This window comes from Kribbella sp. NPDC048837 (assembly GCF_055586945.1).
This window is the reverse complement of record NZ_JBVJHF010000007.1, coordinates 215200-230533: the sequence shown is the minus strand read 5'-3', so window position 1 is coordinate 230533 and position 15334 is coordinate 215200. Positions and strand designations below refer to the sequence as shown.

General features: G+C 68.9%; 15 protein-coding genes. 5 read left to right on the top strand and 10 right to left on the bottom strand.

Annotation, left to right across the window (positions count from 1 at the left end):
• Positions 1-59: 59 nt before the first annotated feature.
• From ACZ6O0_RS30770 to ACZ6O0_RS30760, 3 genes are read right to left on the bottom strand one after another with little or no spacing between them, the layout of a single operon-like run.
• A complete protein-coding gene (locus tag ACZ6O0_RS30770) occupies positions 60-1097 on the bottom strand; it encodes an ABC transporter ATP-binding protein (protein ID WP_465768510.1) in 1038 nt (345 codons plus the stop codon).
• 3 nt (positions 1098-1100) lie between these two features.
• Positions 1101-2141, bottom strand: a complete 1041-nt coding sequence (locus tag ACZ6O0_RS30765; protein ID WP_465768509.1) for a FecCD family ABC transporter permease — start codon at positions 2139-2141, stop codon at positions 1101-1103.
• Positions 2138-3205, bottom strand: a complete 1068-nt coding sequence (locus ACZ6O0_RS30760) for a FecCD family ABC transporter permease (RefSeq protein ID WP_465768508.1) — start codon at positions 3203-3205, stop codon at positions 2138-2140. Before ACZ6O0_RS30760 ends, ACZ6O0_RS30765 begins: the two co-directional genes overlap by 4 nt.
• Before the next feature lie 112 nt (positions 3206-3317).
• Between ACZ6O0_RS30760 and ACZ6O0_RS30755 the strand changes: the two genes are divergently transcribed.
• Entirely contained in the window at positions 3318-4139 is an 822-nt protein-coding gene (locus ACZ6O0_RS30755; protein WP_465768507.1) for a siderophore-interacting protein, read from the top strand.
• Positions 4140-4211: 72 nt separating this feature from the next.
• On the opposite strand, the gene ACZ6O0_RS30750 is transcribed toward ACZ6O0_RS30755, so the two are convergent.
• Both ACZ6O0_RS30750 and ACZ6O0_RS30745 read right to left on the bottom strand, forming a co-directional pair.
• Positions 4212-5429 carry an alginate lyase family protein gene (locus tag ACZ6O0_RS30750; protein ID WP_465768506.1) on the bottom strand — a complete coding sequence of 406 codons (1218 nt, stop codon included), beginning with the start codon at positions 5427-5429 and terminating at the stop codon, positions 4212-4214.
• A gap of 222 nt (positions 5430-5651) precedes the next feature.
• The gene (locus ACZ6O0_RS30745; RefSeq protein WP_465768505.1) at positions 5652-6242 is read right to left on the bottom strand and encodes a TetR/AcrR family transcriptional regulator; all 591 of its coding nucleotides are present in this window, start codon (positions 6240-6242) and stop codon (positions 5652-5654) included.
• A gap of 87 nt (positions 6243-6329) precedes the next feature.
• Here ACZ6O0_RS30745 and ACZ6O0_RS30740 point away from each other — a divergent pair, with 87 nt between their 5' ends.
• Both ACZ6O0_RS30740 and ACZ6O0_RS30735 read left to right on the top strand, forming a co-directional pair.
• Complete coding sequence (locus tag ACZ6O0_RS30740) at positions 6330-7031, top strand: SDR family oxidoreductase (protein ID WP_465768504.1); 702 nt, start codon at positions 6330-6332, stop codon at positions 7029-7031.
• A 52-nt stretch (positions 7032-7083) separates the two neighbouring features.
• Positions 7084-7983, top strand: a complete 900-nt coding sequence (locus ACZ6O0_RS30735) for an SAM-dependent methyltransferase (protein WP_465768503.1) — start codon at positions 7084-7086, stop codon at positions 7981-7983.
• Here ACZ6O0_RS30735 and ACZ6O0_RS30730 read toward each other — a convergent pair.
• A complete protein-coding gene (locus tag ACZ6O0_RS30730) occupies positions 7980-8573 on the bottom strand; it encodes a DJ-1/PfpI family protein (RefSeq protein WP_465768502.1) in 594 nt (197 codons plus the stop codon). The two genes, ACZ6O0_RS30735 and ACZ6O0_RS30730, sit on opposite strands and share 4 nt — an antisense overlap.
• A 77-nt stretch (positions 8574-8650) precedes the next feature.
• Positions 8651-8971 (bottom strand): DUF1330 domain-containing protein, encoded by a 321-nt coding sequence (locus ACZ6O0_RS30725; protein ID WP_465768501.1) that lies wholly within the window; start codon positions 8969-8971, stop codon positions 8651-8653.
• 120 nt (positions 8972-9091) lie between these two features.
• Between ACZ6O0_RS30725 and ACZ6O0_RS30720 the strand changes: the two genes are divergently transcribed.
• Positions 9092-11023, top strand: coding sequence for a serine/threonine-protein kinase (locus ACZ6O0_RS30720; RefSeq protein ID WP_465768500.1), 1932 nt, complete (start codon positions 9092-9094; stop codon positions 11021-11023).
• Between the two features lie 18 nt (positions 11024-11041).
• On the opposite strand, the gene ACZ6O0_RS30715 is transcribed toward ACZ6O0_RS30720, so the two are convergent.
• Both ACZ6O0_RS30715 and ACZ6O0_RS30710 read right to left on the bottom strand, forming a co-directional pair.
• On the bottom strand, positions 11042-12322 hold the full coding sequence (locus ACZ6O0_RS30715; protein WP_465768499.1) for an adenylosuccinate synthase: 1281 nt from the start codon (positions 12320-12322) through the stop codon (positions 11042-11044).
• A 310-nt stretch (positions 12323-12632) separates the two neighbouring features.
• Positions 12633-13118, bottom strand: a complete 486-nt coding sequence (locus ACZ6O0_RS30710; RefSeq protein WP_465768498.1) for a VOC family protein — start codon at positions 13116-13118, stop codon at positions 12633-12635.
• A gap of 57 nt (positions 13119-13175) precedes the next feature.
• Here ACZ6O0_RS30710 and ACZ6O0_RS30705 point away from each other — a divergent pair, with 57 nt between their 5' ends.
• Entirely contained in the window at positions 13176-13997 is an 822-nt protein-coding gene (locus tag ACZ6O0_RS30705) for a DUF6597 domain-containing transcriptional factor (RefSeq protein WP_465768497.1), read from the top strand.
• Here ACZ6O0_RS30705 and ACZ6O0_RS30700 read toward each other — a convergent pair.
• Positions 13984-15189: an MFS transporter gene (locus ACZ6O0_RS30700; RefSeq protein ID WP_465768496.1), complete on the bottom strand. Its 1206-nt coding sequence runs from the start codon at positions 15187-15189 to the stop codon at positions 13984-13986. The two genes, ACZ6O0_RS30705 and ACZ6O0_RS30700, sit on opposite strands and share 14 nt — an antisense overlap.
• Positions 15190-15334 lie beyond the last annotated feature (145 nt).

The window sequence follows — 15334 nt, the reverse complement described above, 5'->3', positions numbered from 1 at the left end:
GCCGCCACGATAACCACCCCGACCGACGAAATCCGAGGCCCGAAGCCCCGCCGGATCGGTCAGCGGTCGGTCGGCCGGCAGACTCCGTTGGCCGCGGCGGACGCGGCCAGCGCCTGGACCGCGGGGTTCGCAGCCCCTGGGGACCCGCCCAGGCCGGCCCCTGCGGGGGTGCCCGAGCCGGCGTCGGAAGGGGTGCCCGAGGCGGCGTCGGAAGGGGTGCCCGAGGCAGCGTCGGAAGGGGTGCCTGAGCCGGCGTCGGACGGGGCATCCGGCGAGTCGGCCGCGGTGTCGGTGCGGGCCGTGTGGCGGCCGATCGGGACGACCATCGGCGTACCGGCGACCGGGTCGGGGACGACCTTCACGGCCAGCCCGAAGATGTCGTGCACGACCGGCTCGGTGATCACCTCCCGAGGGTTGCCCTCAGCAACGATCGCGCCGTCCTTCATCGCGATCAGGTGGTCGCCGAACCGGCAGGCCTGGTTGAGGTCGTGCAGCACCAGCACGATCGTCCGCTCGTCGGACTTGTTCAGGTCGACGAGCAGGTCGAGGACCTCGAACTGGTGCGTGAGGTCCAGGAACGTCGTCGGCTCGTCGAGCAGCAGGATGTCCGTCTCCTGCGCGAGCGCCATCGCGATCCACACCCGCTGCCGCTGACCACCGGACAACTCGTCGATCGGCCGGTCGGCGAGCTCCAGCACATTGGTGGAGGCCATTGCCGCCGCGACGGCCTCGTCGTCGGTCTTGGTCCACTGCCGGATCCAGCGGGTTCGCGGATACCGCCCCCGCCCGACCAGGTCCGCGACCGTGATCCCTTCCGGCGCGGTCGGGGACTGCGGCAGCAACCCGAGCTTCGTCGCGACCTCCCTGGTCGGGATCGACTGGATGCTCTTGCCGTCCAGCAGCACCGTCCCGCGCGAGGGCTTGAGCAGCCGGGCGAGCGTCTTCAGCAGGGTCGACTTGCCGCACGCGTTGGCGCCGACGATGACGGTGATCTTCCCGGTCGGGATCCGCACCGACAGGTCGTGGATGATCTCCCGCTGGTCATAGCCGACCGCGAGACCGTCGGCAGCCAAGCTGTGTTCCACAGGGTTCTCCATCTTTCAGCCACCACTCCCCACCCGGTTGGCCCGGGCCAGCAGGAACATCAGGTACGGCGCACCCACGACGCCGGTCACCACGCCGACCGGCAACTGCGTCTCGCCGAACGCGTGCTGCGCGATCAGGTCCGACAACGCCACCACCAGCGCGCCGAGCAGCGCGGACGCGATCATCGCCGGCCCCGGCGACCTGGTCAGCCGGCGCGCGATCGGCGCCGCGACGAACGCGACGAACCCGATCGGCCCGGCCGCCGCGGTCGCCACCGCGGCCAGTAGGACGGCAATCACGATCAGCCCCAGCCGCGAGCTCTCCACCCGCAACCCCAGCCCGTACGCCGTCTCGTCGCCGAGTTGGAGAATGCGCAGCCGGTGCACGAGGAACATCGTCAGCGGCGCCAGCACCACCAGCGTGATCGTGAGCGACCGAACGTTCGACCAGTCCCGCCCGTTCAGGCTGCCGGTCAGCCAGATCAGCGCCTGCTGCGCGATCTCGACCCGTGCCTTGGTCAACAGGTACGACGTGATGCTGGTGGCGATCGCGCCGATGCCGATGCCGATCAGGATCAGCCGGTAGCTCGACACCCCGTGCCGCCAGGCCAGCACGTACATGATGAACGCGGTCAGCACGGCACCGACGATCGCGAACCCCGATACCCAGACCCCGGTCATCCCCAGCGTGACGATGGCGAACACGGCGAACGCGCTGGCGCCGTACGTGACACCGATGATGTCCGGGCTGGCCAGCGGGTTGCGGGCGATGCTCTGGAAGATCGCGCCGGACATGCCGAGGGCGGCGCCGACCAGCAGGCCGGTGAGTGCCCTCGGCAACCGAAGCTGGTTGACGATGAACTCGGTCGCCCTGTCGCCGCCGCCGAACAACGTCTTCACCACGTCGATGACCGGGATCTTGAAGTCGCCGAGCGACAAAGAGACGCAGAAGGTCACGAACACGATGACCGCGAGTACGACGATCACCAGCAGCGACCGTGCCTGCCGAGCCGCCCGGGCCCGGGTGATGACCTGAACCGCCTCGGCCGTCGTCATAGGTCGGCCAGCTTCCGTCGCCGTACCAGGGCGATGAAGAACGGCGCGCCGATGACCGCGGTGACGATGCCGACCTGCAGCTCACCGGGCTGCGCGACGATCCGGCCGAGGACATCGGAGCCGAGCAGCAGGATCGGCGCCAGCACCATCGAGTACGCCAGGATCCACCGGTAGTCCGGCCCGGTGATCAACCGCGCCACGTGCGGGATCGTCAACCCGACGAACGCGATCGGTCCCGCCGCTGCCGTGGCCGCTCCACAGAGCAGTACGACGACCACCGCGACGAACAACCGGGCCAGTCCGACCCGCTGGCCGAGTGATTTGGCCACGTCGTCACCGAGCGACAGCGCGTTCAGCACCCGCCCGGACACCAGCGCCAGCACGATCCCGATCAGGATGAACGGCGCGACTTGCGTGGCGATGTCCGAACCACGGCCGGCCAACGAGCCGACCGACCAGAACCGGAACTGGTCGAAGGTGTCCACGTCACCGATCAGCACGGCGGTTGTGAGCGACCCGAGCATCGCCGTCATCGCCGCCCCGGCGAGCGCCAGCTTGACCGGCGTCACGCCCTCCCGGCCGAGCGACCCGAGCATGTAGACCGCGACCGATGCGACCGCCGCCCCCGCGAACGCGAGCCAGACGTACGCCGTCAGCGTCGACAACCCGAACCAGTAGATGCCGCCGACAACGAACAGCGCGGCGCCACCGTTGACCCCGAGGATGCCGGGATCGGCCAGCGGGTTCCGGGTGACGCCCTGCATCAGCGCGCCCGACAGGCCCAGCGCGGCGCCGACCAAGAGGCCGATCACCGTCCGTGGCACCCGCAGTGAGTGGATGATCACGTGGTCGGTGTTCGCCTCGTCGTAGTGGCGCAGGGCATCGATCACCGTCGGGAGCGGGATCTGCTTCGACCCGACCGCGATGCTGAGCAACGTCACCAGCACCAGCACGGCGATACAGCCGATCAGGCCGAGGACGAGCGTCGCCCGCCGGGTACGCCGGGGGCGCGACGGGACGGTGACCTCGGGGTCGGCTGCGACCACAGCAGTGGGCGGGGGCATTGGACTTTGGGATCCTCTTAGGTAAGGCTAACCTCTAGACGCTTCAGAATAACTCGGCCGTCCTCGGGTCCGCACCCGGCGTCTTCCCTGCGTAGTTTATGGAGAAACCAGCATGACGACTGTGCTCGAACGGCCGATCGTGTTCGACTCGCTCCTCGCCACCGTGGCGGCCGTTGACGACCTGAGCCCGCACCTGCGCCGCGTGACGTTCGTCGCACCGCGGATCGCCGAGGCGGTCACGGCCGGCCCGGACCAGCGGATCAAGGTGCTGCTCGCGCCGCCCAACGGCAGCGAGATCACGCTGCCGTCCGGCCCCGAGTGGTACCCGGAGTGGTGTGCGCAGCCGGTCGAGGAGCGTTTCATCATGCGGACCTACACCGTCCGCGCGCTGCGCCCCGAGGTCGCCGAGCTCGACGTCGAGTTCGTCCTGCACGGGGTGAACGGCCCGGCCTCGGCCTGGGTCAGCGAGGCGCAGCTGGGCGACCAGGTCGGCCTGCTGCTGCCGTTCGCGGTCGACACCACCAGTACGAAGGGCCTGCTCCACTCCGGCGTCGACTACGTGCCGCCGGCCACCAGCGTGCGCCGGGTCCTGGTCGCCGACGAGACCGCGCTGCCGGCGCTCGCCGGGATCCTCGAGCAGCTCCCGGCCGCCGTCCACGCGACGGTCTTCGTCGAGGTCCCGGACGCCGGCGACATCCGGCCGCTGCCGACCCCCGGCTCCGCCGACGTCACCTGGATCACTCCGACCGGCGGCATCTCGTTGCTCGAGGCCCTCAAGTCCGCGGACCTGCCGTACGACACCGACTACGCCTGGGTGGCCGGCGAGTCGTCGATGATCAAGTCGGTACGTCGCCACCTGGTCAACGCGGTCGGGATGCCCAAGGCCGCGATCTCCTTCCAGGGCTACTGGAAGCGCGGCGAAGCCCAGGTCTGAAGTAGTGCTCCGGGAGAGCTGAAGGGCAGAGTTCCAGCCCTCCCGGAAGCCTTGTTATGACCGGAAGCCTTGTTATGAAGGGTTCTCGGCGTGGGTCAGCGTCTCCCAGGCCACGAACAGGTTGTTGGATCCGGCCGGACGGCGGGACTCCGTGAGCGCCTGGGTGTTGGACATCGCGATACCGAGGCGCGTGTGCAGCGCGTTGAAGCCGACCTCGGTGATCGGGCCGAGGCCCCGGTTGACGGTGCCGTTGCACAGCCAGGACGGCACCGGCTCGAGGTTGCGCTCCCAGCGGGACTGGAACCCGAGCGCCTGCCGCAGCCGCTCACCGAACTCCGGGTAGAGGTCGATGCCCTGGATCCGCGAGGTCTCCAGCACGTGTGAGATCGACGAGATCCCGTAGCCGGTGTGGGTGAAGTCGCGACAGGTCTCCTGAGTCAGACCGGTCACGAACGTCCCCTGGCCCTGCCAGTACGCGACGATCTTGTCGCGCGTGTTGAGGTTCTGGCTCGGCTTCGTCTTCGGCAGCGCGCCGTCGGACTCCAGGTACACGTAGGCGGGCACCCGGACCCGGTAGAGCGCGATCGCCTTGTCGTACACGGTCTTGTCCTCGAGGAACACGCCGATGCCCTGGATCGCCTCGGTCATGCTCAACTCCCAGTTCCCGTTGGAGTTCGAGCCGTTGATGATCTCGGGCAGGTAGACGTTGCGCAGCATGGTCGCGAACCGGCCGGAGTTCGGCCAGTTGCCGTACACGTGCTTGATGATCTCGGCGGCCTTCGGCCACGACGACGCGGCCCAGGCGGTCTGCAGCGGGGCGTTGCTGTTGGTGTGGTCCTGGATGGTCGCCGACCACGCGTCCATCAACTGGATCGCCTTCTGGGCGTAGCGATCGTCACGCGTGAGGTACCAGAGCAGTGCGTCCGTGTACGCCGCGATGGCGTCCTCACGCTCGTTCGTACAGCCGAGGTTGGGATTCGAGTACGGGCCGCACTCCACGACCGCGCGTGGAGTCGGCGTCCGGGACAGCGACGCGTACGAGCTGTTCCTGGCCTGGTTGAACGCGTTCGTCCACGGCTGCGCACCGGCCTGCACCTTGGCCCGGACGAAGTCGAGCTGAGCCCGGCTCACCCCGACACCAGGATGGGTGAACGTGGCCGGCGCATCGACGGCGGCGGGTACGGCGGACTGCGGTGAGCCGGCGCTGGACGCGGCGACCGCTGGGCTGCTGAGCGCTCCGGCCACCAGCGCGGCACACGCTGTGGCCAGGAGCAGGGGTTTGGTTCGCATAGGCGGATGTCCTGTCTTCGGGGGCGGTAGGACACTGCGCTCCCCCGCGTGCCCGGAGGCACTAGCGCAGGGTCTTTGCGAAAGTGTGACGACGGACGGTGAACGCGTCAACACCTGGCCTCGAACGGAACAGACCGCGAGGTTTTCCCAGCTCAGTGGAACAAAGTGAGGCTTTGTCCCACTAACGGCAGAGCGGCTCGATCACTTTCTGCGACAGCGGGATCAGCGCGCCTGGGTCGCCAGCTCGCCCGAGCGGACGCCGGCCGCGTCCAGCAGGGCGGCCGCGGTGGTGACGCCGATGCCGGCCAGCGGTTGCGCCTTGACGACCGCCCGCGCGCTCGCGCCGTCGAAGACCATCGTCAGCTGGATCGCCAGCGTGCCGGGATCCTCGGCACCCGCCTTCACCAGCTCGCGGTGGAAGAAGTCGGTCAGCTGCTGCTTGAAGTGCCGCGCGACCACCGACCCCGGATGCTCGGGATTCTTCAGCTCCACCGCCGTACTCACGTACGGGCAGCCCAGGAAGTTGCCCGCAGCAACCATACCGTCCTGCCGCTCGAACACGGTGAGGATCCGGTCCCGGGGCGGCCGGTCGTCCTCGGCGCCGGGCTGCAGCAGGCTCTGGTACGCCGGTCCGCGGCTGGCCAGGCTCTCCGCGATCAGCTCGTCCTTGGACCGGAACAGCTGGTACATCGACTTCTTCGACACCCCGGCCGCCTTGCAGAGCGCGTCCACTCCGATGTTGACGCCGTCGCGGTAGAAGAGTTCGCCCGCGGCGTCGAGAAGCCGCTCACGGGGTGTCGCCGAGGTGGTCATGGAACGAGGGTACCGGCTGGATTTGAGTTTGGAAACCGATCGGTTTACAGTCGGGGAAACAGATCGGTTCCCACCAAGGAGTTTCAGATGCCCACACTCACCGGCGCCGTCGTCCTGGTCACCGGCGGACAGCGCGGGATCGGCAAGGCGCTCGTCGACGACCTGCTCGACCGGGGCGTCGCCAAGGTCTACGCGACCGCGCGTACCCCGCAGCCGAGCACCGACCCCCGCGTGGTCCCGCTGCCGCTGGAGATCACCGACCAGGCCTCGATCGACGCGCTGGCCGCGGCCGCGCCCGACGTCACGGTCCTGATCAACAACGCCGGCGCCAGCTCCCCGGACACCTACCTGGACGCACCGGTCGACGAGATCCGCGCGGTCTTCGACGCCAACTTCTTCGGCCCGCTCGAGCTGACCCGGGCCTTCGTGCCGATCATCGAGCGCAACGGCGGCGGCCACATCCTCAACGCCCACTCGGCCCTGTCCTGGGTCGCACGGCACGGCGCGTACTCCGCCACCAAGGCCGCGTTCTGGCTGCAGACCAACGCGATCCGGCTCGAGCTGCTGGACCGCGGCATCGGCGTCACGGGCCTGCACATGGGGTACGTCGACACCGACATGACTGCGGCGGTCACGGCTCCGAAGTCCCGGCCGGAGGACATCGCCAAGCAGGCTCTCGACGGCATCGAGGCCGGCGCACACGAGGTGCTCGCCGACGACACCGCCCGCGGCGCCAAGGCCGCCGTCTCGCAGGACCTCGCCGTCCTCTACCCCGAGCTGGCCAACTGACCGACACCCGGCCGCCATCTTTCGGTAGGGATTTTGCGTAAAATGGCCGGGGATGATCGATGTCCTTGCCGTTACCCGCCCGGAAGATGCCGTCACCGATTTCCTGTCCGTCCTCGACCCGGCGCACGGCCGCGAGGTGCACCTCGTCGCCGCCGAGCGTGGGACCTATCTGAAACTCCCCGCCGGGGTCCCGCTCGCCGGCCGGCTGGCCGCGATCGCCGCGTTGCGCGCCACCACCGGCGAAGGCGACCGGCCGTTCTCCGCCGAGTCCGCGGCCGCCGCGATCACGCGGGAGACCGGCAGCACACCGTTCACCGTGTGGACCCACCATCCGTCCGATGCCCGGGGCCGCTGGGGCCAGGGCCTGATCTCGGTGATCCAGGCTCCCGTGCGGCACCCGGCCGACCCGCCGGCTGACGTCGTACTCGAGCTCGTGCCGCCGACGGCGTCGCCGTACGAGCAGGAGCGGCTCGACGCGACGGTCGCGTGGGTCCGGCGGCATCTGGACCCGGCGGCGGGGCGGGTGATCGAGATCGGCGCCCACGAGGGAGCGTTGACGCGGCGCCTGCTGGCCGACGGGTACGGCGTCGACGCGACCGAGCCCGACGCGGTGGCATTGGATCGGCTCAGGACGAACGTCGCCGGTGACGTTCGGATCCATCCACACAGCTTCGAGGATCTTGCGACCACGGCCCGGCTGACGGGATCGGCGTACCTGCTGATCGAGTTGCTGTACTACGGCCAGGACCTGATGCTGCTCGAGCGGTTCCCCACCGACCGGCTGTTCGTCGCGCTCGAGCCCGGTGAGCTCGCCCAGCGGACCTGGCCGTCCGCGTGGTCGGTCGAGGACGAGGTCGAGCTCGTCCCGCCCCGGCTCGAACCGCTGGCCGGCGGACCCGCGTTCCTGCGCAAGCGCGGCAGCCGGGGCGTACTGCTGCGCCGGGTGAACTAGCTGCCTACATAGACGTCCCGGTCACGGGTGTATTCCATCGCGCCGGCGATCCCGTCGGCGACCTCGGCTCCAGACTCCCGCTCGACGATGTGCAGGGCGAGATCGATCCCGGACGTGACTCCGCCGGCGGTGATCAGGGTCCCGTCGTCGACCACGCGGTTGGTCTTCAGGTCGGCGCCGAACGCTTCGAGCTCGGCCCAGGCACCGCGGTTCGTGGTGGCCGGGCGGCCCTTCACCAAGCCCGCCTCGGCGAGCAGCATCGCGCCCGTGCAGACCGAGCTGATCCACGCGAGCCCGGGGGCCAGCTCGGCGATCCGGGCCGTCATCACGCCGCGGCGCGCCTCGGCCCACGAGCCCTTCTCGGCGCGGTTCATCCAGCCGCCACCCGGGACGAAGAGGGCGTCCGGCGTACCGAGTCCTTCAGGTGCCTTGAACTGCAGGCCGTGCAACCCGGTCACCTCGGCCGGGCCGTCCAGACCGACCAGCGCGAGCTCGAAGTCCGGCCGTCGCGCCGCGTGACTCCAGACCTCGAACGGACCCATCACGTCCATCTCGTCCGCACCGTCGAACACCAGCATCTCGATTCGCATGACTCCACCCAATCGGCCGGCAGCGGTCTGAACCAGTGGCCACAACGCCGCCCTTCGCGAAGATCTGGCCAGTGCGATCAGACCAGGACGTCGGTGGCCTGGTGGGTCCGGTCGACGCCCTCGACGAAGATCACCACGCCGTCGGAGTTCTCCGTGCGCAGCGGCAGGATCTCCCGGTACGCCGCCGACTCGTACCAGCCGTACAGGTGATCGCGGTCGGGGAACTCGATCACGATCGGCGCACCTTCCCACTCGCCCTCGATCGGCTCCGGCTGTGCCCCGTGCACGATGAAGTGGCCGTCGTACGGCGCCAGCGTCGCGTCGATGCGCTCCAGGTACTCGACGATGTCCGCGCCCATCCGGACGTTGCGCAGGTAGGCGATCGCGTAGTGCTTCATGAGAGTTTCCCCATCCGTTGTCGTTGTCGTGCGACCAGACTCCGGCACGGCGTGAGTTCAGACGATTACCTCGGACGTCATCAGGGCAGCTTGGTCTGCTGCCGACGTACCGTAGATGGCATGTCAGTCACAGGGGGACCGCCTTCTACGCCGGTCGAGGAGGCGGAGGAGCGGGTCGGGCCGTACCGGTTGATCCGGCGGCTCGGACAGGGCGGCATGGGTGTCGTCTACCTGGCCGAAGGACCGGAGCGCCAAGAGGTCGCGCTCAAGGTGCTGCGCCCGCACGTCGCCCACGACCCGATCGCACGCGCCCGGTTGCAGCGCGAAGCGACCACACTGCAGAAGGTGAGCCACCCCGGTGTGGCCGGCATCCTCGACCACGACCTGGAAGGCGAGCAGCCCTACCTGGTGACTCGATTCGTCCCAGGACGGCCGCTGGACGAGCAGGTGGACGAACGCGGGCCACTGACCCCGCGCAAGTGGCTGCCACTGGCCGGATGCCTGGCGGAGTCGCTGCAGGCGATCCACCTGGCCGGAGTGATCCACCGCGACCTCAAGCCGGGCAACGTGATGATGCTGAACGGCAAACCGGTGATGATCGACTTCGGCATCGCCCAGGCCGCTGACGACCTCCGCCTCACGCAGACCGGTCTCGTGATCGGTACGCCGGGCTATCTGGCGCCTGAACTCATCGAGGGCGAGACCGTGTCGGAGTCGGCAGACTGGTGGGGCTGGGCCGCCACCGTGGCGTTCGCGGCCACCGGACGCCGGCCGTTCGGCAAGGGTCCGTTCGAAGCGGTGCTGCACCGGGTGCACACCGGGCAGGCCGACCTAGAGGGCTTGGACCCGCGACTGAAGCCGCTCCTCGCAGCGGCCCTCTCACCCGGCAAGAGCGACCGTCCGACCCAGGACGAGATCATGACCGGCCTCAACCGGTACGCCGAGGGCCGCGACGCACTGCCGCCCCGCGAGACCCCGAGGGTGGTCGCCGTGCCGGCGACGCTGCAGCTTCACCCGCCGACCGCACTGATGACACGCGAACTGCCGTCGGATGAGCCCTCGCCCACTGACGTCGCCCAGATGGTGCCATCGGTCATTCCGCCGTTGTCGGCGTTCAGTCCGCTCCGGGACAAGCTCCGCGAGGCTGCGGCGAAGAAGCCTGTCGCTGCTGCGCCGGTGCATCCCGCGACGTACAGTCCGGCACCGGTTGCCGCTGCGCCCGCCGCGATGCCCCTGCCGTACCAGAGTGGTCCGCAGCCGGTTGCGCCGTACCCGTATCAGCCCGCGCCTTATCAACAGCCGAGTCCTTCGCCATATCAGCAGAGTCCCTCGCCGTATCAGCAGCCCGTCCAGCCGCAGCAGCAGCCCGGTGGCGGCCACCCGGAGAAACCGCCGAAGGCTCCGCCGACCGGTCGCAGGACACTGCTGGTTGTCGGGTTCATGGTGGCGCTGACCGGCCTGACCGCTCTCAACCCCGGCTTCGGTACCGCCATCGCCATCGTGCTGCTGGTGGTCGCTCGCACGGCCGACCGGACCAGCACCGCGCTGATGCGTCGCCGTCAGATCCGTGGTCGCTCCGGGCGTTCGGACGGCGTGGTTGTCGCAGCTTCCAGCCCACTGCAGCTCGTCACCGCGGCACTGATCACGTTGCCCTGCCTGATCCTGCCGCTGCTCATGGGCGTTGTGATCGGTGGAATCGTCACCGCTGTCGCTGCGACTGCTTATGGCCTCGAATGGCAGCCACTGTCGGCGGTTGGCTTCGGTAGCGCGGCCCTGGTCGCACTCTTCACCGCCTGGTGGGGTCCTGGCGGCAGCTCACTCCGCCGCGGCGCTCACATCGCGGCCCGCAACACGTTCCGGCCGCAGTGGGTCTCAGCCGTCCTGGCCGCCGTGCTCCTGGCCGTCGGCGGCTTCACCTTCTACCAGGCGACGCAGGGCGAGGGTGCCGCCTGGGCGCGCAACCCGATCGAAGCTCCGGCCATCGACCGTCCGACGCTCAGCGATCTCCGGGACGCCCCGTTCATCCGGGACCTCCCCATCATCGGGCGATGACGGGGAGTCCGGCGGACGTCAGAGCTGGACGATCTGGCTGCGCTCGGGGCCCACGCCGATGGCGGAGATCCGGGCGCCGCTGAGGGACTCGACGGCACGCACGTACGACTGGGCCTCCTTCGGGAGGTCGTCGAACGTCCGGCAGCCGGTGATGTCGTCGGACCAGCCGTCGAACTCCTCGTAGACCGGGACCGCGTGGTGGAAGTCGGTCTGGGTCATCGGCATCTCGTCGTGCCGGACACCGCTCACGTCGTACGCGACGCAGACCGGGATCTTCTCGCGGCCGGTCAGGGTGTCGAGCTTGGTGAGGACGAAGTCGGAGACGCCGTTCACCCGGGCGGCGTACCGGGCGATGACCGAGTCGTACCAACCACACCGGCGTGGCCGGCCGGTCGTCGTCCCGAACTCGAAGCCCTGCTGCCGCAGCCACTCGCCGTCCGCGTCCAGCAACTCGGTCGGGAACGGGCCTTCGCCGACACGGGTCGTGTACGCCTTCACCACGGCCATGACGCGATCGATCCGGGTCGGCGGGATGCCGGTGCCGGTGCACGCGCCCGCCGAGATCGCGTTGGACGACGTGACGAACGGATACGTCCCGTGGTCGACGTCGAGCAGTGTGGCCTGGCCTGCCTCCATCAGAACCGTCTTGCCGTCGTCCAGCGCCTGGTTCAGCAGGAGGCTCGTGTCGGCGACCATCGGGCGGAGGCGGTCGGCGTACCCGAGCAGCTCGTCCAGCACCTCGCGGATCTCCACCGCGCGCCGGTTGTACACCTTCACCAGCAGCTGGTTCTTCTGCTCCAGCGCGCCGGTCACCTTCTGCTCGAGGATCTTCTCGTCGTACAGGTCCTGGACGCGGATGCCGATCCGGTTCATCTTGTCGGCGTACGTCGGGCCGATGCCACGGCCCGTGGTCCCGATCCGGCGGCTGCCGAGGAACCGCTCGGTCACCTTGTCGAGGGTCCGGTTGTACGGCGGGATGACGTGGGCGCTCGCACTCACGACGAGCCGCGACGTGTCGACCCCGCGGGCCTGGAGCGCGTCGAGCTCCTCGAACAGCACACTGAGGTCGACCACGACCCCGTTGCCGATGACCGGGGTGACCCCCGGGGTCAGGATGCCGCTCGGGAGCAGGTGCAGCGCGTACTTCTCGGTGCCGATCACGACCGTGTGGCCGGCATTGTTGCCGCCGTTGAACTTGACCACGTAGTCGATGACCTCGCCCGTGTTGCCGAGCAGATCGGTCGCCTTGCCTTTGCCCTCATCGCCCCACTGGGCGCCGACGAGCACGATTGCGGGCATCTCAGCCCTCCTCTTCACGCGCCGGACTACGGCCTCACACCCCGTGGCTGCCGACGCTGGAAACGGTGAAGCCCGGAGACGTTCACCAGACGTTCATCCGGCGACGAAACCAGGCTCTTGCGACCAAAGCCTACCGGACCGCGGCGGCACCGTTTCGGCCCTGTCCAGAAGGCCGAAACGATCACTTCAAGTCACTGTTTCATCAACTGACGGGTTGCCATTTAGCGTGATCGCGTGCACACTCTTAGTCAGTGGCCCGCCGAAACTGCCGCAGGGGACGGTTCCGGCGGGCCGCTTCCTCGTTCCCGGGCTAGTCCAGACCCTCGGGGTTCGAGGCCAGCCACTCCTTCACCCGCCGGTCGGCCTCCTCGCGGGACACGTCCTCCACCTTGGTGAGAATCGCCCAGCGGTGCCCGAACGGGTCGATCACCGTGCCGAACCGGTCCCCGGTCATGAACGTCTGGACCTCCTCCACCGGCTTCGCCCCGGCCGCGACCGCCTTCGCGTACGTCGCGTCCACGTCCGGCACGTAGTGCACCAGCGAGGAGTGCACCCACTCACCGTTCGGCGCGCGCAGCCCGATCTGCGGCATCTGGTCGCTCAGCTGCAGCATCGAGTTCCCGAACTTCAGCTCCGCCTGCCCTACCCGCCCGTCCGGCATGTCCTGCCGGCTGATCACCTCGGCCCCGAACACCGACTGGTAGAACTCGATCGCCTTCGGGCCGTCCGGCACAGCGAGGTACGGCGTCAGCGAGTGATAACCGTCGGGGATGGGGTTTACCGTGTTCGTCGTCATGACTCTTAGTCAATCTTCTGGCCACCGGGCCGGTCTTGTAAGAAAGCGACAGCGAAGGTGAGCGCGCAGCCGCCGGAGAGCGAGAAGGGCATCCTGCACCCGCGGGAGCAGGCCCGCCACCGGTCCCTGAGCCGGCTCGCCGCCGGCCCCGAGGCGGGCAGGTTCGTGGAGTGGTACTGGATCGTCGAGTGGGAGCTGGACGAGCCCTATACCGCCGAGGTGCTGCCGTTCCCGAGTGTCAACGTGACCTTCGAACAGCCGGGCGGCGCGTTCGTGAACGGGGTGTGCACGCGCAAGTTCGAGCGCGAGCTGGTCGGTCGGGGCCGGGCGTTCGGGGTGAAGTTCTGGGCCGGCGGGTTCGGTGCTGTGACCGGGCTGGACGTCGCGTCCTTCCGTGACCAGGTGCTGCCGCTGACCGCGGTCTTCCCGGACGGCGACCGGTTGGCGGACCTGATGTTCGCCGCGGAGTCCGACGTACGGCGTCGTGCGGTGTTCGAGGCGTTCCTGCGGGACCACCTGGCGCCACCGGATCCGTCGTACGAGCTGGTCCGGGAGATCGTCGCGGCGATGTCCGCGGACCGGTCGGTGGCGCGGGTGGACCAGATCACCGAGCAGTTCGACATCCCGATCCGCACGCTGCAACGGCTGTTCCGCCGCTATGTCGGCGTCGGGCCGAAGTGGGTGCTCCGTCGCTACCGGCTGCACGACGGCGCGGAGCTCCTGGCGCAGGGCGAAGTCGCCGAGCTGGCGGAGCTGTCCGCCTCACTCGGCTACTTCGACCAGGCCCACTTCTCGAAGGAGTTCAAGCAGCAGATCGGCCTGACTCCGGCCGAGTACGCGACCAGAGCCGCGGCCGAACGTCAGATCACCTATCGCTGAGCTTGACGGTTACGGCCATGACCGTGGCCAGGACGGTTGCACCCAGTGCGACCAGGAAGCCGAACTGCGCGCTGTGCGTATCCACCACCCGGCCCGCAAACGCTGCACCCAAAGCGATCCCGGCCGCACCTCCCGAGTTCAGCCACGTGAAGGCCTGCGTCAGTACGGCGGACTCCACCGAGGACTCGGCCAGCACGGCCGAGAGCGTCTGGAACGGCGCTATTGCCAAGCCGGGCAAGGCCAATGCGAAGGCCGCCGTGAATGCGGAGTGGGCCGCCATCAATGGCAGGCAGGCCAGGGTCAGACCCGCCAGAACGATGACGAGCTGCGTCTGCGGTGCCGTCCGCCAACGCCTTGCGCCATAGGCGATTCCGGCGAACAGACCGACCAGACTCGTGATGCTGTAGAGCGGTCCGGCCAGACCCGGTGTGCCACGCGCGACGGCGAAGGCTGTGACCGAGACCTGCATGCTGCCGAAGAACAGCCCGATGCCGACGTTCGCGCCGATCAGACCGAGGAAACGCTTGTGCAGCAGGCGGCTCGCGCTCTCATGCTGACCACGCTTGGCCGGCGGAGGCGCCGTACTGCGTTGCACCGCCAGCACGAGACCGCCTGCCACCAGCAGGCTCGTTGCGATCACTGAGCCTGCTACCGGGCTGGCCAATGCGCTGACTGTGCCGACGAGACCCGGGCCGACCATGAAGGCGACGCCGACGCTCAGCGACTCCAGGGCGAAGGCCGACGAAAGCAGCGGCGTGCCACGTAGTGCATGCGACCAGCGAGCCGCGGTCTGCGCACCCAACTGCGGCAGCGATCCGCCCGCCAAGACGCCTGCGCTGATGAGAGACCAGAGTGGTGCGCCCGAGACAGTCAGACCGATCAAGACGGCTACTGCCGCCGCATGCGCGATCAGAGTGATCGGCAGCATGCGCGTCTGACCGAAACGGTCGATCAGACGAGCGACTTGTGGACCTGCCAGTGCCTCGGCGACTGCGAAGCCACCGGTGACGCTACCGGCCGCGGCGTACGAGCCGGTGGATCCGTGGACCAGCCAGACGATGCCGAGGCCGGTCATGGCGATACCGATGCGAGCCGGTGCCGCCGCCAGGTAGAACTTCCACGCCCCGGGCGTACGCAGTACCGCTGCGTAGGTGTTGGTGGGCGTGCTGATCCGTCCGGTGAGAGCCGGCACGGTGAGACCTTCCGCTGCCCGAAGGGGCGGGGACCCGACCGTGGGCGTCCAGCTTCACCGGTCTGTCCTGTTCCGCCTACAACCGTCCATGTTCGGCAGGAAGCGGGGACGCGCACCGCCTGCCGGCTCTGTCAACGGGCAGAAA